This window comes from Nocardia sp. NPDC004860, assembly GCF_040609015.1.
Lineage (GTDB): Bacteria > Actinomycetota > Actinomycetes > Mycobacteriales > Mycobacteriaceae > Nocardia.
This window is the reverse complement of the sequence record NZ_JBEXJI010000034.1, coordinates 35,468-59,318: the sequence shown is the minus strand read 5'-3', so window position 1 is coordinate 59,318 and position 23,851 is coordinate 35,468. Positions and strand designations below refer to the sequence as shown.

The following is a 23,851-nucleotide window of genomic DNA, read 5'->3' as shown; positions in this document are numbered from 1 at the left end:
GCAAGTTAGCGGGCTGCGGGCAGGAGTCCCACCTCGATGTCGGTGAGTGGCATCCGAGCGAGCCGCGGCCCGAGCCGGAAGCCAGCGGCGCCACCCGACCGTTCCACTCACCGAAACCAGAGCTGAAGCAGCGGAATTCGCATGCACCCTGGCGGAGGCTCTAACGCCTCTGACGAAGAAGGTGCAATGTCAACAACTTCCACCGTCGGCGCCGCCGACGTACCCGGCTCCGACACCGGCCGGCTCGACGAGTCGTCACGGCTGCGGATCGCCGCGGTGCTGGCGATCATCGTCCTCTACACCGAGGTCGCGCCCATCCAGTTCACCATGGTGTCGGCCGCCCTGCAGAAGATCGCACCGTCGTTTCCGCAGGCGGGGCCCAACATCACCTGGTCTCTGATCGTGTTCGGCTTGATCGGGGCTTCGGCGTCGCCCGTCATCGGCAAACTCAGCGACATCTGGGGCAAGAAGCGGATCTTCCTCATCGCCGGTGTGGTGTTCGCCGCCGGCTGTCTACTGTCCGCGACCACCGACAGCTGGGCAGTATTCCTGGCCGGCCGGTGCCTGCAGGCCACGGCCGCCGGAATGGCGATCGTCGCCTACGGATTGATCCGGGATCTCTTGCCGCACAAGTACGTTCCGATCGGGCTCGGTATCTCGGCCACCGGTCTGGGATTCTCCGCCGCCGTGGCGCCGGTCCTGGCCGGGTACTTGGTAGATCAGCACAGCTGGCGGGCGATGTTCTGGGTGCTGTTCGCATTCGTGGCCGTCATGACGCCACTGGTGGCGTTCGTGGTCCCCGAGTCGAAGCTACGGGCGCGCGGCGGCGTCGATCTCACCGGAGCGGCGCTGCTGTCCGGCGGCACGGCCTCGGCGCTGCTGTATGTGTCCAAGGGCAACGAGTGGGGCTGGAGCGAGCCCACCACCCTCGCGTGGCTGATCGGGGGCCTTGCGGCACTGGCGCTCTTCGTGGTCGTGGAATTGCGGACGCGCACGCCGCTGATGGACATGCGCTTGTTGTTCTCGCCGCGGGTCAGCCTGGTGCTGCTCACCGCGGTGTTCGCCGCCTGCCTGGTCGGCGTGCACAGTTACGCGGTCGCCTACATGGTGCAGACTCCTCCGCAATCCGAGCTCGAGACGACGATCGTGTCGCGCACCCTGGACCGAGTCGCCCAATCGACTGGACGGCTCCTCCCACCTGAACTGGTTCATGTAGTCCTCACCCCGGGCTACCACTACGGCGACGGCCTTTCACTCATGCAGTTCGCGCTACGAATCGGGTTGGGTCAAGGGCTGGTGGCGATGCTGTTCGGAATCGTCGCCGGACTCCTGGCCCGACGGGTAGGCGCTCGCCTGCCGCTCCTGGCGGCACTGACGCTCTTCGCCCTCACCACGGTCGCGTTGGCCGTATTGCCGCACACCTGGCCGGTTTTCGCTCTCTCCAGCTTGGGATTCGGTGCCGCTCTGGGTCTCTACTACGCCTGCATGCCTATCCTCATGGTGGAGGCGGTACCCCCGGAACAGCAGGGCATCAGCGGCGGCATGCTCGGCGCAACCCAGAGCCTGAGCACTGCGATCGGAACTGCAGTCATCACCGCCTTCGTCAGCGCCAACCCCATCTCCGCCAGCGTCAGCATCGCCGGACGGCCACCGCAGGACAGCACAGTTCCGAATGTCTTCGCCGATAGGGGATACGAACTCGGCTTCTGGTTCGGCGCCGCAGCGGCCGTGTGCGCCCTCGTGATCGCACTGGTCATGAAACACGGCCGCACCCCGGCCACCGGCGGCGCATTCACCCACGAGGTTGCGTCTCCCACTGATTTGAGCCACTCGACGACGAGGGCCAGGACGAATCCGGCGCGGTAGGTGGTCGCGAGCTTGTCGTAGCGCGTGGCGACCGCCCGCCAGTGCTCGGCCTTGTTGAAGGCGCGTTCGATGACATTGCGCCGCTTGTAGAGCTGCGCGTCGAAGCTCGGCGCCCGGCCACCCGCGCGGCCTTTGCGCTTGCGGTTGGCGACCTGATCGGAGCGTTCGGGATCACGGCCTGGATTCGTTTGCGGCGCAACAGGGTCCGGTTCGACGCGGCGGAGTAGGCGCGGTCGGCTATCACCACATCCGGGTTGCGTCGCGGCGGCCCACCCTCCAGGCGCGGCACCGCCACCTCCTGCAACAACGGTGCCAACAATGGTGAATCGTTGGTTTGACCGGGCGTGATCAGCACCGCCAAACCTCGACCGGCGCCGTCGGTGGCCAGGTGGATCTTGGTCGTCAGCCCGCCGCGGGAACGACCGATCACGTGGTCGGCGGGTTCATAGCCCCGACACCGAGTCGGTGGCCGCGCCGGCGGCGTGCTGGTGGGCCCGCACGATCGTCGAGTCGACCGACACGACCCAGTCCAGGTCACCGGTGGTGTCGGCCAAAGCGAGCAGCGCGGTCAGCACCCGATCCCAGGTGCCGTCACCGGCATAGCGGCGGTGGCGTTTCCACACCGTCTGCCACGGCCCGAAATGCTCGGGCAGATCCCGCCACGGCAGGCTGGTCCGCAGCCGATTCAGCATGCCTTCCACGACCAGGCGGTTGTTGGCGAAGTTACGGCCCACGTGGCCTTGCGATTCCGGCAGCAGCAACTCCAGCAGTTCCCACTGCTTGCCGGTCAGAACCTGGTACCGATCATCGATCGCGGTCGCCACGGCGAACATGATGCACCACCGGCCCCGACGATGGGGCCGACCGATTTACCTCACTGGGAGACAGGACCTAGAGCCACCGAGCCCGAGAACCGCCCCTTCGGATCGGAAAGAATTCATGCACGATTCCTGAAGTTTGTCTTGATCCTCCCTCATCCCGAACTACTTTCGAATCAACAGAATTCCGATCACCATGATTTCTATGCTGCCACCCAACCAGACACCGAACTCACACGCGAGATCATCTCGCAAACCGAAGTCAGGGCGGCAGTCCTCCCGGACGTCGTGGCCGCCACCGGGAACTGATGTAGCGCTTGGACTTGAGCGAACCGGACTTACCGGTGGTGTGGACAGGAGGTCTCGGGCTGGCGACCCCGCTGGTATAGCTGGTCTGGGTCATTCTGTCCCAAGGCAGGCTCGAGCAGCAGCCGATCGTCAGTCTTGAACTCAAGACCCCATCACAGTGTGGCGGCGAGGATCAGCAAGTCGTTGAAGGAGTTTCGCCTATGAGCTCCTATGGGTTCGGTTGCCGAGCGGTCGCCAGCAGATCAGTGCTGCGAGGTCGGGGAATCCGTGGTGGATGTCGGTGCGTCGTTCCCATCGGATAGTCGGCCGCTGGTACTGGTAGAGCAGGGCAAAGGATTGTTCGACGATCCAGCGGCCGGCGGTGACCTTGTCGCGGGTGCCGCGGCGCGCGATGTAGCCGGTGATATGTCGTTGCCGCAGCTCGGAATACACGCTGGGGTAGTCGTATCCCTTGTCCGCGATCCGGTGGCGATCCGATGCCTGGGCCGGCCCGCATTCACCCGCATCCCTAGCCTGTGATGGGTCAACAACGGAGGCCGGCCTGTGCCTGCTGGCTCGTTCCCGGCGCTCGCGAGTGGTGGCGAGGCCGCCGACGCGCTGGATCGGGAAGCCGTCGACCGGCTCGGCCGGACCTGTCTGCGACCCGAACTCGCTCGTGCACACCTGCTCTACGGGGAATGGCTGCGCCGGATCGGCGGCCGCGTCGATCCCTGGGCCCGGCTGCGAATCGCCTACGAGATGCTCGCTGCAATGGGTATGGGTGCCTTCGCCGAGCGCGCCCGCCATGAGTTGCTGCCCACCGGTGAACGGGTCCGCCAACTCGGCACCGAACAGACCGAAACGCTCACCGCACAGGAGACGCTCATCGCGCAGCACGCCCGTAACGGCCGGATCAACCAACCCCGAGATCGGCGGGCAGCTGTTCCTCGGCGGACGCACGGTCAAATGGCAGTTGCACAAGGACTTCGCGAAGCTCGGGATCGCCTCCCGCCGCGAACTCGCCGACGCCCTCGCCGTGGCCGACCGATTTTAAAATCGCGTTTGACACAACAGTATCCGAGCAGACCCCACAGGATATCCGGCGGTACGGTACCGGGCATACTGATATGGATACCGAGGAGCCCGTCCGGCTTCTGGACGGCCGGCACCGAGGAAATGATCGCGGCTCCTGCTGTCAGCGCTGCGTGAATGCTTCGGCGATGCGGTCGACCGCGGTACGGAGGTCGTCGGGGGTGTTGTTGCTGAAGCCCAGCCGCAGATGATCGGTGAACGCGACCGCACCGGCCGGGTCGAAGTAGCGGCCCAGGGCGAAGTCGGTGCCCAGAGCGCGGGCTCGCGTCTGCACAGCCGTCAGATCCACGGTGGGGTCGGTGACCTTGAGCCACAGGAAGATTCCGCCGTCGGGGTCGGTGAATTCAACGGCGTCGGCCAAGGTGGCACGCAAGGCGTCGGTCAGTGCTGCAGCACGGGTGCGGTAGATCTCGCGCGCGGTGACCAGGATGTCGTCGAGCACACCGGGGGTGTGCAGCAGCCGCGCGACGGCGGTCTGGCCGAGCAGCGAGCTGTGCTGATCGACATTGCCACGCAGGCGCGCCAGGACCGGCACCAGCCAGGCAGGCGCGGCGATCCAGCCCAGCCGCAGACCCGGTCCCAGCGTTTTGGAGAAGGTGTTGACCCGCACGACGTGATCGCTGTCGAGGCTGAGGTCTTCGATGGTCTCGCCGGCGAAGCGCAGATCCCGGTAGGGATTGTCGGAGACCACCACGAATCCGTACCGCTCCGCCAACGCGACCACACGGACCCGATCCGGCGCCGGCAGCGTTGTTCCGGTGGGGTTCTGGAAATCGGGGATGAGGTAGAGCAGCTTGATGTGCAGCCCTCCCCGCAGTCGCTGCTCGAGGTCGTCGAGATCGAGGTGACCGTCGGTGCTGGACACCGTAACCACCTGTGCGCCATGATGTCCCAGCACCCGCACCGCCAGCGGGAAGCTGGGCCGCTCCACGGCCACACTGTCACCAGGATTCAGCAGCGCGGAGAACAGCAGGCTCAATCCGTGCAAGGCCCCGTTGGTCACCAGGACACGGACAGGATCGACATTCTCACGCGCACCGATCCAGGAACGCAGCGACTCGATACCGTTGACCACCGAATACTGCAGTGCCGCAGCCGATTCGGCACGATCTTCGAGCACCTCGCGATAGGCGCGAGCCAACTGAGCGGTGGGCAGGGCCTCGTCGGCGGGAACCCCGCCGAGCAGGCGGATAGCATCCGGCACGACCCCGGTGGCCGGTGGACCGAAACCGCCGATCGGGGATTCCCGCGCACCGAGCGCGGAGAGCAGAGTGCTGGTGTCGAACTGATCGAGTGTGCCGGTCATCGAGCAACTCCTTCGAAACCTTAAGACCGCGAATCGTCCTCGCCGTGAGCGGTGGACGATCCGGCGGCAACGGGAAGCGCCGGATTGGCACTCCATTGGGACCATGAGCCCGGAAACAGGGCGGCGCCGATCCCGAGAACGGCCAGTGCCGCGATATCGACCGCCGCGGTCACCCCGGACCCGCAGTACACCCCGACCACCGATGCGTCTGCCGCTCCGACCGCACCGAAGCGTTGCTCGAGTTCCACTGCGGGACGGAAGAATCCGGTGTCATCGAGCAACGATCCGCTGGGCAGGTTGCGTGCGCCGGGGATGTGTCCGGCGACGGGGTCGACCGGTTCGGCGGCGCCGCTGAAGCGCTCGGGGGCACGCGCGTCGAGCAGCACCCCACGATCGGGGAGGGCCGCGGCCTCGATGACCGTGAGTGTCGGCAGTTCACCATCGTGGAGATCGTCGTGGAGGACTCGGACATCGCCGGGGACCGGATTCTCGATGCCGTCTGCGATCGGCAACCCGGCCGCGCGCCAGGCCGGCAGCCCGCCATCGAGAATGCGGACGTCGTGGATGCCCGCGGCACGCAGCACCCACCAGGCACGCGCCGAGCCGGCTCGATTCCAGTTGTCGTACACCACAACCGGAACGCCGGATCGCAGACCCCAGCGGCGCGCCGCCGCCTGCACCGCCGCCCCGCTCGGCAGCGGATGGCGACCGTGCCCGGAGATCGAGTGATCGGACAGTTCGCCCTCGAGGTCCACATACACCGCGCCGGGGATGTGCCCGAGCGCATGATCGGCCCGACCGTCGGGACGATCGAGCTGCCAGCGCACGTCGAGGATAGTGATCGCCTCACCGGCCTCGACCCGTTCCGCCAGCTGTTCGGCGGTGATCAGGATGTCGGCGCGAAGCACATCGGTGCGAATGGTCATGGCATGGCTCCTCTCTCGCGTTCCAGCGAAACAGACACGGCCACAGCGGTGAATCCTTGCACTCAGCGGAATCGGAATCGGATCGCCCCGTGCCGCGCGGTCGAGCACTGTGCCACCGTCATGTCAGGACCGCGGACGGCCCGCCGGACGCCGCGCCCGCCATCGAGAATTGATGTAGCGCTTCGACTCGTACGAGGGCGGGGTACCGGCGGTAGCGGCCGGCGGAATCAGGCTCGCGACTCCGCTGGCGTCGTCGGTCTGGATCATTCCCGCCCGCAGCGCCAGTTCGAGCAGCAGCCTGTCGCCGGTCTTGAGCCGAAGGCCCCATCGCAGCGCCGTGGCGAGGATCAGCAAGTCGTTGAAGGAGTTCCGGCGATGCTGCTCGAGGTTGATCCTGGCGCGCAGGACCTCCTGCAGCAGATCGACCGCAATGGTGATCTCACTCATCGTCAACGGCAGTGGCGCCACCTCGACGTCGCTGAGGAACCGAGCCCGAACCCCTACGATCCGCCCGATATTGCGGTCGATCGCGACCGACGCCATGCCTTCGACCATCCGTCAGTCGAACAAACAGCCGACGGCGTGTCCTGGAACGACTCGTTCCAACACGTCGGAAGTGCTTTGGGCACACCCACACTCGAACTGGACTTCCGTCCGACCATTATCCTTCGCCGGAATTGCCCACATCTCGAGCCGAACCCTCGGCGAACGCCGGCAAAGACTGAACGATCGTGTCGTGGCCTTCACCACCACGACCGGTCTTACTGTGGAATCGAACCGAGAAAGAGGGCAGGCGTATGGCAACACATGGGCGGCAAGAGGATTCGAGATCAGTCACCGAGTGGCGCGAACACGGGGTCCGGGTGATCAAATCCGGCCAGCTCGACCCGAACACAGCGCAAACGCCGGGCATGAACCGGGCAGCGGCGATCGACGCGGCCCGGGTGGGCGCCCAGCGGATCTGGGCCGGAACCGTCACGATTCACCCGAATGCCAAGACCGGCGCGCACCATCACGGCGAGCTGGAGAGCATCATCTACGTCATCCGTGGTCGTGCCCGGATGCGGTGGGGCGAGCGGCTGGAGTTCGTCGCCGAGGCCGAGCCGGGCGATTTCATCTTCGTCCCGCCCTATGTCCCGCATCAGGAGATCAACGCCAGCACTGAGGAACCACTGGAGTGTGTCCTGGTCCGCAGTGACAGCGAGGCGGTCGTCGTCAACCTCGATATCGAACCGGTCGAGGCGCCGGAGACCGTGCACTGGGTGGACCCGATTCACCCGCATCCCTAGGCGGTGATGGGGTCCCATCGGGTATTCCGATCGTTCGTGAGCGCCGCGAGTAAGGCCGCCCGGACATGATGGATTCTTGCCCGCATCATGCCGGGCGCGTTCCCATCGGACAGGAGGAAGCCCGAGATGACCGTGGCTCGCCCGGAGGCAGAATCGTTCACGGGCGCGGTGTTCACCGGAGCGGACATACCGGCGACCGCAAAGCGCGACAGATCCGGTCACGCCGTCGCGGGCGACCCCGACGTACTGATCAGAGCCGCGGATGTCGCCGACGTCCAGCGCGCAATCACCTTCGCGGCCCGGGAAGGGCTGTCGGTGGTCGTGCGGGGAGCCGGGACCGGCCTGGCAGGCGGTGCCGCCGCGGGTGCCGGGACGCTGGTCCTGGATGTCTCCGGACTGGACCGGATTCTGGAGCTTTCGGCGGCCGATGAGCTGGCGGTCGTCGAGGCCGGGGTTCCGGCCGCGACCCTCGATGCCGCGGCCGCTCGCATCGGACTGCGCTACGCACCGGATCCGGCGAGTACCGCGATCTCGACCATCGGCGGCAATATCGCCACCAACGCCGGTGGCCTGCGGTGCGTGAAGTACGGCGTGACCGGTGATTCGGTATTGGGCCTGAGCGTGGTGCTGGCCGATGGCACACTGATCCACACCGGGCGCAGGACCGCGAAAGGTGTTGCGGGACTGGACCTGACGAGCCTGTTCACCGGTTCGGAGGGCACTCTCGGCGTGATCGTGTCCGCGACCGTGCGCCTGCAGCCGGTCCCGGTGCGGACCGTGACCGTCGCGGCATACTTCGACGACGTGGAGACCGCCGCCGCGGCGACGGCCGAGGTCCTGGCGGCCCGGGTCCGGCCCGCCATGCTGGAGCTGCTCGATGCCGACTCGCTGCGGGAGGCCCAGGATCTGCTGGGCCACCAGGGGCAGGAGGCGGGCGCCTTCGTGGTCGCGCAGACCGACGGTTTCGGCGCGGATGCCGAGGCCGCCGTCGTGGAGTCCTGCTTCGCCCGCTTCACCTCCCGCGTCTCGGCCGAGGCGGATCCCGGTGCCGCCGAAAATCTCCTGGCGGTTCGCCGGGCAGCGCTGCCGGCATTGGAACGGCACGGTCGCGTGCTCATCGAGGACATCGCCGTTCCGCGCTCACGCATAGCGCAGGCCACCCAGCGCATCTCCGCGATCGCCCGGCAGTACGACAGCCGCATCCACACCTTCGGTCACGCGGGTGACGGCAACCTCCATCCGATCATCGTCGTCCCCGCCCACGACCCCGGGGCAGGCGAGCGCGCGCAGGCGGCGGCCGACGAGATCTTCTCCACCGCATTGGAATTGGGCGGCACGATCACCGGTGAGCACGGTGTCGGCCTGTTGAAACGGGATTGGTTGGCCCGCGAACTGGGGCCCGACGCGCTGCGGGTGCAGCGGGTGATCCGTCGGGCCGTCGATCCGGGCGGGCTGTTCAATCCCGGAAAAGTATTCTGACAACCTTTCCGTGCTCCGAGAACCGAATACGGAGCGCTGTTTTCGGCTATCGGTCGCTATCGGAGAACTAATTCGATCCCCTGATTCGAACTCTTTTTCCACCGGCACCGGACTCATAGCATGGCGTCGCGCACGCGCAATCGAATTGCTTCGCGCACAACAGCACTCGTCTCACCGTGAAAGGACTGCCATGCCCGAGGTTCGGACCGACCGCCCAGCGCTCACGGAATATCCGCGGCTGACGGTCCCGGATACGTCGGCCGTCGCGCTGGCCGCGCTTACCACGAAAGTCGCTGCCACCGCCGCGGAATACGATCGTAGCGGCGAGGTTCCCACGGCCGGATTACTGGCCGCGCATCGGGGCGGCTATCTCACCGCCACCGTCGCGGCCCGGTACGGCGGACCCGAATCGGACCCCCTCGAGGTGGCCCGCATCCTGGCCGCGCTCGGTGCGGGCGATGCGTCGGTGGCGCTCATCGCCGCCAACAATCTGCAGGCGCATCAGCTCCAGACCGCTACCGGCGCTTGGCCCGACGACGTATACGCGGAGCTGGTGCGCCGGTCGCTGGACGGCCCGGTCCTGCTCAATGCGATCCGCGCCGAGCCCGAGCTCGGTGCCCCGGCCCGCGGTGGCCTGCCCGCGACCGTGGCGCGCCGCACTCCCGCGGGCTGGGTCATCAACGGGCGCAAGACCTTCGCCACCGGCGGCCCGGCCCTGGCCTATCACATCGTGTGGGCCGTCACCGACGAGACGCCGCCCCGGGTGGGCCATTTTCTGGTCCCGGCGGACGCGGACGGCATCACCTGGCACGACACCTGGGATCATCTCGGATTGCGGGCGTCGAACACGCACGACGTGAGTTATGCCGATGTCGTGGTGCCGGCATCGCACTTCCAGGAGATTCCGCTGGTGGACGGCGTCTACCGTGATCCGGCGACCACCGCCAATCCGGCGGTCCTCGGCCACGCCGCGCTGTATGTCGGGGTGGCGCGCGCCGCCCGGGACGCGTTCGCCGAGTTCGCCCGTACCCGGGTGCCGACGGCGCTGGGCCGGCCGATCGCTGAGACCGAGCGCATCCAGGTCGTGGCCGGTGAGATCGAGACGCAGCTCGTCGCCGCCGAATCGCTGCTGTTCGGCACCCTGCTCCGACTGGCCGCCGAACCCGAACTCGCGCAGCGGCTACCGGCGGTCAAGGTGCTCATCGCCCGCTCGGCGATCGCGGCTGTGCAGGCCGCGGTCGCGGCGCTCGGCAATGCGGCGCTGACCCGTCACCATCCGCTCGAACGGCACCTGCGCGATGTGCTGTGCGTCCGAGTCCATCCGCCGCAGGAAGACTCCGCGCTGCTGGCCACCGGCCGCGCCGTGCTGTCCGCTGCCCACTGACCGCTCCCCCGCTTCATCTCCGTCATCCCCCGAGGAATCACCCCATGTCGCATTCTGTTTCGCCGGCCCCTGCCCGCCGCACGCGCCGATGGCGGCTCACGGCTTCGGTCGTCGCACTGACCTCGGCGCTCGTCGCGAGCGCGTGTGGCGCTGGCGGATCGGCCGGCGGTCCCTCCGGTGAGGGCAAGGACCCGGTGCGCGGCGGCACCCTGCGCATTGCGTTCTGGCCGGACAACGCCGCCTTTCCGTGCATCGACCCGTTCCAGGTGTATTGGATCGAAAGCCGTTCGCTGATCCGGAATTTCGCCGACTCGCTCACCGATCAGAACCCCGACACCGGCGAGATCGTGCCGTGGCTGGCCACCGGTTGGCAGATCAGCCCCGATGGTCGCGACTACACCTTCACCCTGCGCGACGGAGTCACCTTCTCCGACGGCGCGCCCCTGGACGCCGCGGCGGTGAAGACCAACTTCGACGCCTTCTCCGATCTCGCGCGGTCCAGTAACGGCACCGCCTACGGCGCGAGCTATATCGTCGGGCTCGAGTCCACGCAGGTCCTGGACACCAAGACCGTCAAATTCCATTTCTCGCAGCCGAATTCCTCGTTCTTGCAGGCGACGTCGACGACCAATCTGGCGCTGCTGTCACCCGCATCGTTCGCCAAGACGCCGCAGCAGCGCTGCCAGGGCCAGATTGCGGGGTCCGGCTTGTTCGTGCTGGACAAATACGCACCCGCACAGAGTGTTTCGCTGAGCCGGCGCACCGGCTACCACTGGCCGTCGGCACTGAGCAAGAACAACGGCGAGGCCTACCTCGACAAGGTCGAGGCGAGCTATATCGCCGAGGATTCCGTGCGCACCGGGAATCTGGTGAGCGGTCAGATCGATATCGCCTGGCCACGTAACCCGTTCAGCGCCGAGGATCGGCAGCTGATCTCCCGTTCCGGGTCCTACCTGCGGTCCCGTCCACTGCCCGGAGTCTCCTACACGCTGTACCCGAACGTGTCCGAGGGACACCCGCTGGCCGACGACGCGGTCCGCAAGGCGCTCTACCGGGCGATCGATGCGAAGACCTACGCTGCCACCATTTTCGGCGCGGACTACCCTGTGGTAGGCGGCCCCTTCGATGCCACGACCCCGTATTTCTCCTCACAAGCCGCCAAGCTGACCTACGACCCGGCCGAGGCCGCACGCCTTCTCGACGCCGCCGGTTGGCGCATCGCGCCCGGCGACCAGTACCGGGCCAAGGACGGCAAGCGGCTGGCGCTGACCGAGCTGGTCACCGCGGCCAGTCCGGGCGCGGAGTTGTTCCAGGATCAGTTGCGCAAGGCGGGCATAGATCTGCAGCTGAAGGTCATCACCGACGCGGAACGGGCCGGACTCGTCGCCGCCGGCCAATACGACCTGATCGAAGGCTATCTCACCCGCGCCGACCCCGGCGCACTCCAGTTCCTGCTCGTCGAGCAACTGGCCAATTCCAAGGCGCTGGCCCGCAATGCCCAGCAGCCCGCTGTCGCGGCGCGGGTGCGGGATCTGTTCGCCCAGGCACTGCAGACCACCGACGAGACCCGCCGCCGCGGTATCTACGCCGATCTGCAGAACGTGCTCATCGACAACGGGGTCACCTTCCCGTTGTTCGAACGGCAGCAGTACGCCGGAATCAGGAACCAGGTCAACGGATTCCGATTCACCTCCGAGAGTTTCCTGGCGCTCGATGACACCTGGATCCAGCCCTAGTCCGCGACGTCGAACGAGGACGACATCATGATCCGATATGTCGCAGGACGGGTCGCGCAGGCGGCGGTGGTGCTGTGGGCGGCCTTCACGGCCACCTTCGTGGTGCTGTATCTACTGCCCAGCGATCCCGTCGAGATCCAACTCGGGGCGGCCGGCATCCAGCCGGATTCGCTGACCCCGCAACAACTCGCGGCCGCCGAAGCGAAATACGGGCTCGATCGGCCGGTGGCCGATCAGTATCTCTCCGCGCTGACCGGGGCGCTGCACGGAAACTTCGGCACCTCGATCGCCAAACAGGTCCCGGTCGGTGACCTGATCGGCGACAGGCTCAGCGGGACGCTGGTCCTGAGCGCCCTGGCCGGACTGCTGGCGGTCGTCGCGGGCACCGCGGTGGCCTATCTGGCGGCGCTGGTCCGTTTCCGTCCGGGGCGGGCACTGTTGAGCCGGTTGCCCGCGCTCGGGGTCGCGGTGCCCTCGTTCCTGGTGGCGCTGATTCTCATTCAGCTGTTCGCGTTTCAACTGGGCTGGCTCCCCTCCCTGGGCAACGGCGGTCCGCGCGCACTGGTGCTGCCGGTGATCACCATGGCGATCCCGCCCGCCGCCCAGCTGGCGCAGGTGTTGACCCGCAGCTTCGAGGACACGCTGGGCGAGCAGTACATCGTCACCGCCCGGGCCAAGGGCCTCTCGCGCGGGCAGGTGCAGTTGCGGCACGCCTTCCGCAATGCCGCGCTGCCCGCGCTCACGATTCTCGGACTGCTCGTCGGCACCACCGTGACCAGCGCGATCGTGGTCGAGACGGTGTTCAACCGCAACGGCATCGGCCGGTTGGCGCAGGAAGCGGTGCTGGCGAAGGACATTCCGGTGGTGCTGGCCATCGTGGTGATCGCGGCCGCTGGGTTCGTGGCGGTGAACCTGCTCGTCGATCTGCTGTATCCGCTGCTGGATCCCCGGATCACGCACACACGGTCACGGGAGCTGACATGACAGATCCGGAAGCGGACGGACTGGACGACCCGGTCCTGACCGAGGGCGCAGTCCTGCTCGAAGGTCGGCCAATTGCCCTCGGCGGCCGGCGATTCCGTCGCGACGCCGTGCGCCTGCTGCGGCGTCCCGGGTTTCTGGCCGCGAGTGCCGTCGTCGGATTCGTTCTCGTCTCCGCCTTCCGACCCGCGACATTCACCTCTGCCGATCCCTATGCCACCGACCCGGCCGAGCGGCTGCGGTCCCCCAGTGCGGCGCATCTTTTCGGGACCGACAGTGTCGGCCGCGACCTGTGGTCGCGCACCCTGTACGGCTCCTCTCTCACCGTGCAGGCCGCGCTCATCGCGGTCGGCATCGCCCTGGTGACCGGTCTGGCGGTGGGGCTGCTGTCGGGTTTCCTCGGCGGTCTTGCCGATGCCGTGTTCATGCGCGGGGTCGATGTACTGCTGGCCATTCCCGGTCTGCTGTCCGCGCTGGCGATCGTCACCGCCCTGGGTTTCGGCACCGTCCCGGTGGCGATAGCGGTCGGCATTGCGATCGTGCCCGGTTTCGCCCGCACCACCCGCTCGGAGGTGCTGCGCGTCAGATCGCTGCCCTATGTGGAGGCCGCGCGGGCCGGCGGCGGCTCCTGGCTGCGTGTCGTGGTGCGACATGTGCTGCCGAACTCGTGGGGACCGGTGCTGGCGTTGTCGGTGCTGGATGTCGGCACCGCGATCATCGCGGTGGCGGCCCTGAGTTTCCTCGGATTCGGTGCGGCGCCACCGCAGGCCGAATGGGGGTCGCTGGTCTCGGGTGGCCGCAATTTCCTGGTGACCGCGCCGTGGGTGTCCCTGCTGCCCGGTGCGGTCATCGCCGTGACGGTGCTCTCGCTCAATCACATCGCCATGACCTTGCAGGAGCGCACCCGATGACCCGGACCATCCATCCGCGGACACCGTCGGCCACACCGCCGACGCCGGCGACCGACCTCGTCGACATCGACGGGCTCGGTGTGGGTTACCTCAGCGACGGCGCGGTGGCTCCCGCGGTGCGCGATGTCACGCTGCGCGTGCGACGCGGCGAGATCGTGGCGCTGGTCGGCGAGTCCGGCTCCGGCAAGACCACTGTCGCACAGGCTGTCATCGGGCTGCTGCCGGATCGTGCGCGCATCACCGGCGGTTCGGTGCGAGTGGCGGGGATCGACATCACCGCGGCCGCGGAGCAGGTGGTACGTCCCCTGCGTGGCGCGACCGTGGGGCTGATCCCCCAGGACCCCATGATCGGGCTCAACCCGACCCAGCGGATCGGGCACCAGGTCGCCGAGGCGGTCGCGCTGCGTGGTCCACGCGGCCGGCAACGCGACGCGGAGGTACTCGACATCCTGCGCGCGGCCGGACTCGACGATCCCGAACGTCACCTGCGCCGCTACCCGCACGAGTTGTCGGGCGGGCAACGCCAGCGGGTTCTCATCGCGATCGCACTGGCCGGCGAACCCGATCTGCTCATCGCCGACGAGCCCACCAGCGCTCTGGACGTCACCGTGCAGGCCCGCATCCTGGACCATCTGCAAACGCTGGTCCGCGACCGCGGCACCGCGCTGTTGATCATCACCCACGATCTGGCCGTCGCCGCCGACCGAGCCGACCGGATGGTGGTGATGCGCCACGGACGCATCGTCGAAGAGGGCACGCCCGCACGGATTCTCGGCGACGCCGAGCAGCCCTACACGCGCCGTCTCATCGCGGCCGCTCCCGCGCTGGCCCACCGCGGCGTGCTCGAACCGCGATTCACGCTCACCGCTGAGGAGGCCGAGACCGGTCGTTCACTGCTCGAACTCGATGCGATCACCAAGCGCTATCGATCGGGGCGAGGCGCGTCGGCGGACCATCTCGCACTCGATCAGGTATCGGTACGCGTGGCCGCCGGGCGCACCCACGCCCTGGTAGGCGAGTCCGGGTCGGGCAAGACCACGGCGTTACGCATCGCCACGGCCCTGACCGAACCGACTTCCGGCACAGTGCGTTTCGACGGACTCGACATCACCGGCCGGAGCTGGCGGAGCCTGCGACCGCTGCGGCGTCGCTTCCAGCTGGTGCACCAGAACCCGTTCGCCGCCCTCGATCCGCGATACCGCGTCGGCGACAGCATCGTCGAGCCGCTGGTGTCCTATCGGCTCGGCGACCGGCACAGCCGCCGGGCACGGGCGCTCGAACTGCTCGACCAGGTCGCGCTCCCCCGTACCGCCCTCGACCGACGACCAGCGGAGCTGTCGGGTGGGCAGCGCCAACGCGTGGCGATCGCCCGGGCGCTGGCACTCGAACCCGAGCTGGTGCTGCTCGACGAACCGGTCTCGGCGCTGGATGTGTCGGTGCAGCAGCAGATTCTCGCCCTGCTCGCCGAACTGCAGCAGCGGCTCGGCCTGACCTACCTGTTCGTCTCGCACGATCTCGCCGTCGTCGGTCAGCTCGCGCACACCGTCTCGGTCTTCCATCGCGGGCGGGTCGTCGAATCCGGCGCGACCGCAGCGGTTTTCCGTGACCCGTCCAGCGAGTACACCCGCCAACTGCTCGCGGCGATACCGGGCCGCCGCCCGAATACCCGCTCCTGAGCTGTTCCATGTCGAATCCCGTTGAAAGGCAGCCACAGTGACCACTTCCACAACGCCGGCGACAGCAGCCTGGCTCGGCGACTGGCGGCGCTGGCGCGCCGAGCGGAATGCGCTCGCACTAGCACCGCACGGCCTGGCCTCGGTCACCGGAACCCACTGGCTGGGTGACGAACCGGAAGCCATCGACGGCCTGCCCGGCCGTTGGGCGGCGGTAGCCGGTCACGCCGTGGCGGATGGACCGGGCGACCTGCATCTCGAACTCGATCCGGGCACCGCGGTCGCCGTCGGTGAGCTGCTGATCCAGCCGCTGGGGCGGGCGGGCCGCGTCGCGGTGCGGGTCTTCGATCCGCAGGCCGCCACCCGCACCGCGATCGAGGGCATCGACGCCTTCGATCCCGACCCGGCGTGGGTCGTCGAGGGCCGCGCCGACATCGGTACGCAGCCCTTGCGACTCGACCACATCGACGGGTTCGTCAGCTCCAACAGCGCGGCCCAGGTCCATGTGCGTGTGCGGGGCCGCGAGCAGGCGCTGTGGGGCACCCTCGCACCGAACAGCGACATCCAGATCACCTTCGCCGACACCACCAATGGGACCGAGACCGAGCGATTCCGCTTTCTGACCGTGCCCGCCGCGGACGAGAACGGCCGTGTCACCGTCGATTTCAACCGTGCCTACCTGCCGCCGTGCACTTTCACCGACCACTATCTGTGTCCGCTGCCCCCAGCCGGCAACCGGCTCGACTTCCCGGTGCGCGTCGGTGAGACCCGGGTACGCCGTAACGGTTCCGCGCCCCGATGACCCGATACGTGATCGTCGGCGCCGGGGCGGTCGGGGTGAGCCTGGCCGTCGAACTGGCCGACCGCGGCCACCACACACTGGTCGTCGCGCACGGAAACCCGTTGCACCACTTCGCCACCCATCCGCTGGTGTATCGCACCGCGGCGGGGGTCCGAACCATCCGCCTACCCGTGGCCGCGGGCACGGGCAATCTGGGTTTCGAACCCGGGGACATCCTGATCCTGGCGGTCAAGTCCCAGCATGTGGCGCGCGCCGCGCAGTCGCTGGCCTGGCACGACGTCCGCGACCCCGACGGCACGCCGCTGGGTGTCGCCGCCGAGCACATCCCGGTGGTGACCGTCCAGAACGGTCTGGACGCGGAACGCGCCGCCGCGCGCTGGTTCGACACCGTCCTCGGCGCGACCCTGGTGCTCTCGGTCGGGTACGAGCATCTCGGCGAGATCCGGAGCGGCATCGAGCCCCGGACGGGCGCTGTATTCGCCGGACTCGCGAACGACACCGCGGGAATCGGCAAGGCAGTGCTGGAAACATTCGTCGAGGATCTGCGGCACGCGCATTTCCGGGCCGAGCAGGTCACCGATATTCGCTCCTACAAAGCCACCAAACTCGTCTACAGCGTCACCAACGGCTTGGAAGTGCTGGGCGGCAGCGCCGCTGACAAGGCCCGGGTGGGTGCGGCCCTGATCGCCGAGGCGCGATCGGTTCTCACCGCTGCCGGAATTCCGGTTCATCCCCTGACGGCACTGGTACCCGATGCCACACCGGATGCCACCTACCGGGCGACCGATGCCCGGCAATCGACGTGGCAGAGCTTCGCCCGCGGCGCGGACACCAACGAGGTCGACTACCTCAACGGCGAAATCGCCTTGATCGCAAGGGAAAACGGTCTCGAAGCGCCGGCGAACTCCGCCCTGCAGCGACTCCTCGGGCGCGCCACCCGGCACGGCGGCGGCCTGGATCTGCCCGGCCTGGACACCCTCGCCGCGCTGCTGCCCGCCGACTGCGGCGAGCCCGGCGCGCAGCGATCCGATTAGAAATTCCGATCCCTTTCGATGCCGGAATTCGATCGGTCGAATTGAATTCACGTGATCGTAAAAGCATTGACCACAACGCATTTGGCGTGTTGAGTTTTCCTCGGTCGGCGGGGTGTCGGTTCCGGCCCAACTCTCACTTTCGAAAACGGGTGACATGTCTACAGACGAAGAGACCGATCGTCCCACCGCGCGACCCCGGCTGCGTTCACGCCGGCGGCGCACCGCCTGGATCGCGGCCGGGGCGCTGGCCGGGGTGGCCGTCGCGGTGGGCGTGGTCGCCGAGGTGGCCGGCACCGATTCGCGCGGCGGCGGCGTGGTCACCGAGAACGGCACGCTGGTGTACGGGGTCGCGGGCACCCAGGTCTCGCTGGATCCCGCTGTCGCGGCAACCGCGGTGACCAGCCTGATCAACCGCAATATCTTCGATTCCCTGGTGGCGCAGACCGGTCCGGACTCCTTCGGCCCGTGGCTGGCGAGCTCGTGGACGATCTCCGAGGACGGGCGGACCTACCGGTTCACCCTGCGCGACGACGTCACCTTCCACGACGGCACGCCGCTCACCGCCGACGCCGTGCGCGCCAGCCTCGATCATGTCGTCGACCCGAAAACCAAGTCCGCGTATGCGGCTTCGCTGATCAGCGCCTATCAGGAAACCCGGATCATCGACCCGCACACCGTGGACGTCGTGCTGAAGCAACCGTTCACGCCGTTCCTGCAGGCGCTGTCGACCCCGAGTCTCGGGATTCAGAGCCCGAAAGCGCTCGCCGACGCGAATTACCGTCCGGTGGGCACCGGCCCCTTCGGCTACGAGAGCTGGGAACAGGGCAAGGCCGAAACGCTCGCCAGGTTCGACGGCTACCGCTGGCCCGCACCGGGCGCCTCGCATTCCGGCGCGGCGCATCTGGGCAAACTGGTGTTCCAGTTCATCAACGAGGACGCGACCCGCTACGGCGCGCTCACCAGCGGTCAGGTTCAGGCCATCGGGGGCGTGCCGCCGGTGTCGGCGGACGATCTCGCAAAGCGGAACGGTTTCACTCTGCACTCCGACGAGACGCCGGGCCTGAACTACAACGTCTATCTCAACCAGTCGCGCGGTCCGCTCACCGATCCGCTGGTGCGCCGCGCGCTCACCGGTTCGGTCGATGTGGTCAAGCTGGTGCACAGCATCTACTTCGGCCACTATCCGGTGGCGGACAACGCGATCAGCAAGGTCACCGCCGGCTACGACGCCTCGGCGCGCAACGACCTGACCGCCTACGATCCGGACAACGCCAAGCGGCTGCTCGACCAGGCGGGCTGGAATCACACCGACTCCGACGGCATCCGGGTCAAGGATGGTGCCCGGCTGTCGCTGGTGTGGCCGTACTGGCCCGACGGCACGCGGGAACAGCGCGATGTCGTCGCCGACGGCATCCGGGCCCAGGCGCGTGCGGTGGGCATCGACATCCAGCGGCCCACCGTCGACACCGGCACCTATGTGGACAAGTATCTGATCGGCGGCGGCTACGACCTCGTCGACGTCAGTTTCGCCCGGCCCACCCCCGATGTGCTGCGGTTCGCGTTCTTCTCCGCCAACACCTACGCCAAGGCGGGCGGCAATGTGGCGCTGGTGAATTCGCCGCAGCTCGACTCCTGGGTGACGGGGGCGGCGGCCACCACCGACGCGAAGCAGGCCGCCGGCGACTACTCGTCGGTTCAGCACGAGGTGCTGAAGCAGGCATACATCATCCCGATCTACACCCCCGTCAGCCTGACCGGCTACTCGAAATCGGTGCGCGACCTGGCCTTCGACGCACAGACCTATCCCCGCTTCTACGACGCCTGGCTGTCGTCGTGACCCGGCTGCCCGAACCGCTGCGGTGGCTGGCGGGCCGGATCGCGCTGGCGGTGCTGGTGATCTGGGCGGCGGCCACCCTCACCTTCGCTGGCCTGCAGGCGATTCCGGGTGACCCGGCGCGCGCCATCGCCGGCGGTGTCGCCGCGACCAGCTCGCCGCAGGTGCTGGACCGGATCCGCACCGAATACGGCCTGGATTCCCCGATCTACGTGCAGTACGGCCGCTTTCTGGGCCGGCTGGCGCGCGGGGATCTCGGCACGTCCTATCAACAGCATCGTCCGGTGCGCTCGCTCATCGCCGAGCAGCTGTGGCCCACCGTCTCGCTCGCGGTCGGCGGGCTCGCGCTCGGATCGGCGCTGTCGGTCGCGGTGGCGGTGTTCACCGCGCAGCGGCCCGGGGTGCGGGCGGTCGCGCGCGCGGCCGAGTTCACCGCGCTGTCCATGCCCACCTACTGGGTGGGTTTCGTGCTGTTGGCGCTGTTCTCGTTCCGCTGGCAGCTGTTCCCGGTGGTCGGCGAGACCGGTCTGCGCGGGCTGGTGCTGCCGTGGCTGACCCTCGCGGTGGCCGTGGCCGGTGTGCTGTCGCAGGTCACCAGGGATGGGCTCGAGCAGGCGCTCGAACAACCCTTCGCGCTGACCGTGCGGGCCCGGGGCGCAACCGAACTGCGGGTGCGGGTGCGTCACGCGCTGCGGCACGCGGCGGCTCCGGTGCTGACGCTGTCGGGGTGGATGTTGGGCAACCTGCTCGGCGGCGTGGTCGTCGTCGAAACCGTGTTCGCGCGACGGGGTTTGGGGCAGCTGCTGGTGACCGCGGTCCGCGGGCGGGACTATCCGGTGGTGATCGGCACGGTGGTGCTGACCGCGGCGGTGTTCGCGGTGATCTCGATCGTGCTCGACCAGCTCTACCGGCTGGTGGATCCCCGGATCCGGGAGGTGGCGCGGTGACCGCGTCGCCGATCAGGGCGCGGATGGCGCGAATCGGGTTGCAGGACCGGCTTTCCGCGCCGCGATCCGGCCGGGTGGCTGCCGCGCTGGTGCTGCTGGCGGTCGCTACGGCGGTCATCGCGCCCGACCTGCTCGCCGGTTCGCCCGAAGTCATCGATCCCGGTATCGCCCTGCACCCGCCCAGCGGCACACATCCGTTCGGCACCGACTGGCTGGGCCGCGACGAATACGCGCGCGTCGTTCACGGCGCACGCGCCTCCCTGCTGGTCGGCCTCGGGTCGACGCTGCTCGCGAGCCTGGCGGGCACGATCTGGGGGCTGGCCGCGGCACTCGGGGGCCGGGTCGCCGATCAGATCGGCATGCGGCTCGCCGACGTACTGCTGGCCTTTCCCACGATTCTCATGGCGCTGCTGGTGGTGGCGGTACTGGGGCCGGGCACCGGCAATGTGGTGCTGGCCATCACCATCGCACTGACACCGGGCTTCGCCCGCCTGGTGCGCATCCGCACCCATCTGGTGCGCCGATTCGCCTATGTCCGTTCGGCATTGGATCTCGGCACCGCGCCGTGGCGGGTGACGCTGCGCCACGTCGTGCCGAATGTGCTGCTGCCGCTGGGAGTGCTGGTGGTGATCAATATCGGCACCGCCATCATCATCGGCTCCTCGCTGAGTTTCCTGGGTCTGGGGCCCGATACCGAGGTTCCGGAGTGGGGCGCGATGCTCTCGCAGTCACGGAACTATCTGAGCGCCGCGTGGACGCTGGCACTGTTCCCCGGTTTGGCGGTCACGATCACGGTGATGGCGATCAGCGTGGCCGGCCGCGCTCTGCGTGAACGCGTGAACGGAGTCGAGGAATGAGCAGGCGGCTGTTGCGGGTGCGTGGGCTGTCGGTGGATTTCGGCGGCGCCGTCGCGGTGCGGCAGGTCGACCTGGATGTGGACCGCGGTCGCTGCGTGGCGATCGTCGGCGAATCCGGGTCCGGCAAGAGCGTGACCGCGCGTGCTCTCATCGGCCTGGCCGGGGCGGGTGCGCGAGTGCGGGCGAGCGAGCTGACCCTCGGTGCGGCCGACCTGCGCCGATCGACGCCCGCGCAATGGCGTCGAATCCGCGGCCGCCGTGTGGGTTTCGTCCTGCAGGATGCGCTGACCTCGCTGGATCCGCTGCGCCGCATCGGCTACGAGGTCGCCGAACCACTCGAGATCCACCGCCTCGCCAGCGCCGACGACCTCGACGACGCGGTGTTGGGCCTGCTGCGGCGGGCGGGCATCGCGGATCCACAGCGACGCTGGCGGCAGTACCCGCACGAGCTGTCCGGCGGGTTGCGCCAGCGTGCGCTCATCGCGTCGGCACTCGCGGCCGGGCCGGAGCTGCTGATCGCGGATGAACCCACTACGGCACTGGATGTCGTTGTGCAGCAGCAGATTCTGACCTTGCTGCGAGAGTTGCGAGCGGCGGGCACCGCCGTGCTGTTGATCAGTCACGACCTGGCGGTGGTCGCCGAGTCGGCCGACACGGTCGCGGTCATGTACGCGGGCGTCGTCGTCGAGCAGGGACCCGCCGCGGCGGTGCTCGACGAACCCGCGCATCCGTACACGACCGAGTTGCTGGCGGCCGCACCACGACTGGACGGGCCGATCCTGGCCTCCGCCGCACCACGCTGGGCGTCACCCGCCGACACCGGATGCCCGTTCGCGCCGCGGTGCCCGCTCGCCGACGCGGACTGCCGGACACGACTCCCGGACCCGGTCGCCCTGCCCGGCGGGCGCACGGTGCGCTGCCTGCATCCGGGCCGGGCCACCGCCCTGGTCACGCCCGTGCCCGCCGTGCCCGCACCGGTCGCCGAGCCGGATCGGGCTCCGCTGCTGGAGTTCCGGCATACCGGCAGGCACTACCGGCTGCCCGACGGTGGCCGCAATGTCGCCCTCGAGTCGGTCTCGTTCACGCTGCGCCCCGGGGAGGCCCTCGGAATCGTCGGTGAATCCGGTTCCGGCAAGAGCACACTCGCCCGGCTGGCGCTCGCGCACCTGACTCCCGACAGCGGCGAAGTCCTGCTCGATGGCGAGCCCTGGTCACGGCTGCGGGAGCGGGAGCGACGGCCGCGACGGCATCGGGTACAGCTCATCGATCAGGATCCGCTGAGCGCCTTCGACCCCCGCTACTCGGTGGCGGCGATCATCGGTGAGGCCCTGCACCGTATCGGTTCGCGGGCGGCGCGCTCCGCACGCGTCGACGAACTGCTCGCCGATGTCGGGCTGCCGCGCGCCCTGCGCGACGCCCGGCCCGCACGGCTGTCCGGCGGGCAGCGGCAACGGGTGGCCATCGCGCGAGCCCTGGCCGCCGCACCCGATCTGCTCGTCGCCGACGAACCGGTCTCCGCGCTCGACATCACCATTCAGGCGCAGATCCTCGACCTGTTCGATCGGGTCCGGCGCGAGCGCGGCGCGGCACTGCTGTTCATCTCCCACGATCTGGCGGTGGTGCGCAGGCTGTGCCCGCGGATCGCCGTCATCCAGCACGGCCGCATCGTCGAGATCGGCGACACCGCAGCTGTTTTCGCCGACCCCAGGCACGAGTACACCCGGCAGTTGCTCGCCGCCGTGCCGCGCTCGCCCGGCCCGGCCGCCCGGCCGGAGCTGCCCGACTCACTGCCCGAACGTTCACTCTCGAAAGGACTCTCATGACATCGACCGATGATCGCCGGGTCGCGATCGTCACCGGCGCGGCATCCGGCATCGGCCGCGCCACCGCCGAATTGTTCGCCGAGCGCGGGTACAGGGTGGTCGCCGTGGACGTCGACGAGCGCGGTCTGGCCGGCCTGTCCGGCGATCCGGTGAGGCTCGCCGGGGACGTCTCGGCCGAACCCGCCAATCGAGCGGCGGTGCAGACCGCGCTGGAGCTGTTCGGCCGCATCGACACCGTCGTCCTCAATGCCGGAACCGGCGGCACGCCCCCGCTCGAAACGCCCGGCGCGGTCGATGCCGCCGATCGCATCTTCGGGGTCAACCTACGCGGCCCGATCCACGGCCTGCGGGCGGCGATTCCGGCGCTGCGCGAGACCCGCGGGTCGGCGATCTTCACCGCGTCGGTGGCGGGACTGCGCGGCGATCCGGGCAACTGGGCCTACAACGCGTCCAAGGGCGCGCTGATCAACCTGGTGCGCGCGTTCGCGATCGACTATGCGGCACAGGGTGTCCGGGTCAATGCCCTGGCGCCGGGATTGACCCGCACCGGCATCACCGCCAACGTGCATCAGGATCCGAACCTGCTCGCGGCCATCGAGCGGCGAATTCCGCTGGGCCGCTTCGCCGAACCCGTCGAGCAGGCCGAGGCCATCTGGTTCCTGTCCTCGCCCGCCGCCGGCTACATCACCGGCACCACCCTGGTCGTCGACGGCGGGCTCGACGCCAATCTGGGCATCCTGCCCCTACCCGGCCAGGGCTTCTGAACCTCGTTTCCCGATTTCCGACAGTTCCCCCAACCACTCAC

20 protein-coding genes and 1 pseudogene are annotated in these 23,851 nt (G+C 68.4%); 15 read left to right on the top strand and 6 right to left on the bottom strand.

The window, feature by feature from the left end; all coding sequences use genetic code 11:
• Positions 1 to 186 precede the first annotated feature (186 nt).
• Entirely contained in the window at positions 187 to 1,866 is a 1,680-nt protein-coding gene (locus ABZV44_RS38580; RefSeq protein WP_354847952.1) for an MFS transporter, read from the top strand.
• Between the two features lie 8 nt (positions 1,867 to 1,874).
• Here ABZV44_RS38580 and ABZV44_RS38575 read toward each other — a convergent pair.
• The 6 genes and pseudogenes from ABZV44_RS38575 to ABZV44_RS38550 all read right to left on the bottom strand — a co-directional run.
• Positions 1,875 to 2,699: pseudogene (locus ABZV44_RS38575) on the bottom strand (IS5 family transposase); the annotation flags it as partial.
• 492 nt (positions 2,700 to 3,191) lie between these two features.
• Positions 3,192 to 3,893, bottom strand: coding sequence for a hypothetical protein (locus ABZV44_RS38570; RefSeq protein ID WP_354847949.1), 702 nt, complete (start codon positions 3,891 to 3,893; stop codon positions 3,192 to 3,194).
• On the bottom strand, positions 3,886 to 4,041 hold the full coding sequence (locus ABZV44_RS38565; protein WP_354847946.1) for a hypothetical protein: 156 nt from the start codon (positions 4,039 to 4,041) through the stop codon (positions 3,886 to 3,888). Before ABZV44_RS38565 ends, ABZV44_RS38570 begins: the two co-directional genes overlap by 8 nt.
• A gap of 126 nt (positions 4,042 to 4,167) precedes the next feature.
• Complete coding sequence (locus ABZV44_RS38560) at positions 4,168 to 5,370, bottom strand: PLP-dependent aminotransferase family protein (protein ID WP_354847943.1); 1,203 nt, start codon at positions 5,368 to 5,370, stop codon at positions 4,168 to 4,170.
• 20 nt (positions 5,371 to 5,390) lie between these two features.
• Positions 5,391 to 6,296 (bottom strand): sulfurtransferase, encoded by a 906-nt coding sequence (locus ABZV44_RS38555; RefSeq protein WP_354847940.1) that lies wholly within the window; start codon positions 6,294 to 6,296, stop codon positions 5,391 to 5,393.
• Positions 6,297 to 6,419: 123 nt separating this feature from the next.
• Positions 6,420 to 6,839 (bottom strand): hypothetical protein, encoded by a 420-nt coding sequence (locus ABZV44_RS38550; RefSeq protein WP_354847938.1) that lies wholly within the window; start codon positions 6,837 to 6,839, stop codon positions 6,420 to 6,422.
• A 254-nt stretch (positions 6,840 to 7,093) separates the two neighbouring features.
• Here ABZV44_RS38550 and ABZV44_RS38545 point away from each other — a divergent pair, with 254 nt between their 5' ends.
• The 14 genes from ABZV44_RS38545 (at position 7,094) to ABZV44_RS38480 (ending at position 23,810) form a co-directional block, all read left to right on the top strand.
• Positions 7,094 to 7,585 carry a cupin domain-containing protein gene (locus ABZV44_RS38545; RefSeq protein ID WP_354847935.1) on the top strand — a complete coding sequence of 164 codons (492 nt, stop codon included), beginning with the start codon at positions 7,094 to 7,096 and terminating at the stop codon, positions 7,583 to 7,585.
• A gap of 126 nt (positions 7,586 to 7,711) precedes the next feature.
• On the top strand, positions 7,712 to 9,064 hold the full coding sequence (locus tag ABZV44_RS38540; RefSeq protein ID WP_354847933.1) for an FAD-linked oxidase C-terminal domain-containing protein: 1,353 nt from the start codon (positions 7,712 to 7,714) through the stop codon (positions 9,062 to 9,064).
• 190 nt (positions 9,065 to 9,254) lie between these two features.
• On the top strand, positions 9,255 to 10,448 hold the full coding sequence (locus ABZV44_RS38535; RefSeq protein WP_354847930.1) for an acyl-CoA dehydrogenase family protein: 1,194 nt from the start codon (positions 9,255 to 9,257) through the stop codon (positions 10,446 to 10,448).
• 44 nt (positions 10,449 to 10,492) lie between these two features.
• Positions 10,493 to 12,184, top strand: coding sequence for an ABC transporter substrate-binding protein (locus ABZV44_RS38530; protein ID WP_354847928.1), 1,692 nt, complete (start codon positions 10,493 to 10,495; stop codon positions 12,182 to 12,184).
• 27 nt (positions 12,185 to 12,211) lie between these two features.
• Entirely contained in the window at positions 12,212 to 13,168 is a 957-nt protein-coding gene (locus ABZV44_RS38525) for an ABC transporter permease (RefSeq protein WP_354847925.1), read from the top strand.
• Positions 13,165 to 14,076 carry an ABC transporter permease gene (locus tag ABZV44_RS38520; RefSeq protein WP_354847922.1) on the top strand — a complete coding sequence of 304 codons (912 nt, stop codon included), beginning with the start codon at positions 13,165 to 13,167 and terminating at the stop codon, positions 14,074 to 14,076. Before ABZV44_RS38525 ends, ABZV44_RS38520 begins: the two co-directional genes overlap by 4 nt.
• Positions 14,073 to 15,752 (top strand): ABC transporter ATP-binding protein, encoded by a 1,680-nt coding sequence (locus ABZV44_RS38515; RefSeq protein ID WP_354847920.1) that lies wholly within the window; start codon positions 14,073 to 14,075, stop codon positions 15,750 to 15,752. The genes ABZV44_RS38520 and ABZV44_RS38515 overlap by 4 nt, the downstream gene beginning before the upstream one ends.
• Before the next feature lie 37 nt (positions 15,753 to 15,789).
• Entirely contained in the window at positions 15,790 to 16,551 is a 762-nt protein-coding gene (locus ABZV44_RS38510; RefSeq protein WP_354847917.1) for a DUF1684 domain-containing protein, read from the top strand.
• Positions 16,548 to 17,585 carry a 2-dehydropantoate 2-reductase N-terminal domain-containing protein gene (locus ABZV44_RS38505; protein WP_354847915.1) on the top strand — a complete coding sequence of 346 codons (1,038 nt, stop codon included), beginning with the start codon at positions 16,548 to 16,550 and terminating at the stop codon, positions 17,583 to 17,585. The genes ABZV44_RS38510 and ABZV44_RS38505 overlap by 4 nt, the downstream gene beginning before the upstream one ends.
• 154 nt (positions 17,586 to 17,739) lie before the next feature.
• Complete coding sequence (locus ABZV44_RS38500) at positions 17,740 to 19,422, top strand: ABC transporter substrate-binding protein (RefSeq protein ID WP_354847912.1); 1,683 nt, start codon at positions 17,740 to 17,742, stop codon at positions 19,420 to 19,422.
• On the top strand, positions 19,419 to 20,366 hold the full coding sequence (locus tag ABZV44_RS38495) for an ABC transporter permease (RefSeq protein ID WP_354847909.1): 948 nt from the start codon (positions 19,419 to 19,421) through the stop codon (positions 20,364 to 20,366). Before ABZV44_RS38500 ends, ABZV44_RS38495 begins: the two co-directional genes overlap by 4 nt.
• The gene (locus tag ABZV44_RS38490; protein WP_354847907.1) at positions 20,363 to 21,223 is read left to right on the top strand and encodes an ABC transporter permease; all 861 of its coding nucleotides are present in this window, start codon (positions 20,363 to 20,365) and stop codon (positions 21,221 to 21,223) included. Before ABZV44_RS38495 ends, ABZV44_RS38490 begins: the two co-directional genes overlap by 4 nt.
• The gene (locus ABZV44_RS38485) at positions 21,220 to 23,046 is read left to right on the top strand and encodes an ABC transporter ATP-binding protein (protein WP_354847904.1); all 1,827 of its coding nucleotides are present in this window, start codon (positions 21,220 to 21,222) and stop codon (positions 23,044 to 23,046) included. The genes ABZV44_RS38490 and ABZV44_RS38485 overlap by 4 nt, the downstream gene beginning before the upstream one ends.
• The gene (locus ABZV44_RS38480) at positions 23,043 to 23,810 is read left to right on the top strand and encodes an SDR family oxidoreductase (RefSeq protein ID WP_354847902.1); all 768 of its coding nucleotides are present in this window, start codon (positions 23,043 to 23,045) and stop codon (positions 23,808 to 23,810) included. The genes ABZV44_RS38485 and ABZV44_RS38480 overlap by 4 nt, the downstream gene beginning before the upstream one ends.
• Positions 23,811 to 23,851 lie beyond the last annotated feature (41 nt).

Bases quoted from the DNA above. Each gene is read 5' to 3' on its own strand.
- ABZV44_RS38540 (WP_354847933.1), top strand. From the start codon at position 7,712: ATGACCGTGGCTCGCCCGGAGGCAGAATCGTTCACGGGCGCGGTGTTC.
- ABZV44_RS38545 (WP_354847935.1), top strand. From the start codon at position 7,094: ATGGCAACACATGGGCGGCAAGAGGATTCGAGATCAGTCACCGAGTGG.
- ABZV44_RS38485 (WP_354847904.1), top strand. From the start codon at position 21,220: ATGAGCAGGCGGCTGTTGCGGGTGCGTGGGCTGTCGGTGGATTTCGGC.
- ABZV44_RS38480 (WP_354847902.1), top strand. From the start codon at position 23,043: ATGACATCGACCGATGATCGCCGGGTCGCGATCGTCACCGGCGCGGCA.
- ABZV44_RS38500 (WP_354847912.1), top strand. From the start codon at position 17,740: ATGTCTACAGACGAAGAGACCGATCGTCCCACCGCGCGACCCCGGCTG.
- ABZV44_RS38505 (WP_354847915.1), top strand. From the start codon at position 16,548: ATGACCCGATACGTGATCGTCGGCGCCGGGGCGGTCGGGGTGAGCCTG.
- ABZV44_RS38515 (WP_354847920.1), top strand. From the start codon at position 14,073: ATGACCCGGACCATCCATCCGCGGACACCGTCGGCCACACCGCCGACG.
- ABZV44_RS38530 (WP_354847928.1), top strand. From the start codon at position 10,493: ATGTCGCATTCTGTTTCGCCGGCCCCTGCCCGCCGCACGCGCCGATGG.
- ABZV44_RS38550 (WP_354847938.1), bottom strand. From the start codon at position 6,839: ATGGCGTCGGTCGCGATCGACCGCAATATCGGGCGGATCGTAGGGGTT.
- ABZV44_RS38525 (WP_354847925.1), top strand. From the start codon at position 12,212: ATGATCCGATATGTCGCAGGACGGGTCGCGCAGGCGGCGGTGGTGCTG.
- ABZV44_RS38520 (WP_354847922.1), top strand. From the start codon at position 13,165: ATGACAGATCCGGAAGCGGACGGACTGGACGACCCGGTCCTGACCGAG.
- ABZV44_RS38535 (WP_354847930.1), top strand. From the start codon at position 9,255: ATGCCCGAGGTTCGGACCGACCGCCCAGCGCTCACGGAATATCCGCGG.
- ABZV44_RS38580 (WP_354847952.1), top strand. From the start codon at position 187: ATGTCAACAACTTCCACCGTCGGCGCCGCCGACGTACCCGGCTCCGAC.
- ABZV44_RS38560 (WP_354847943.1), bottom strand. From the start codon at position 5,370: ATGACCGGCACACTCGATCAGTTCGACACCAGCACTCTGCTCTCCGCG.
- ABZV44_RS38555 (WP_354847940.1), bottom strand. From the start codon at position 6,296: ATGACCATTCGCACCGATGTGCTTCGCGCCGACATCCTGATCACCGCC.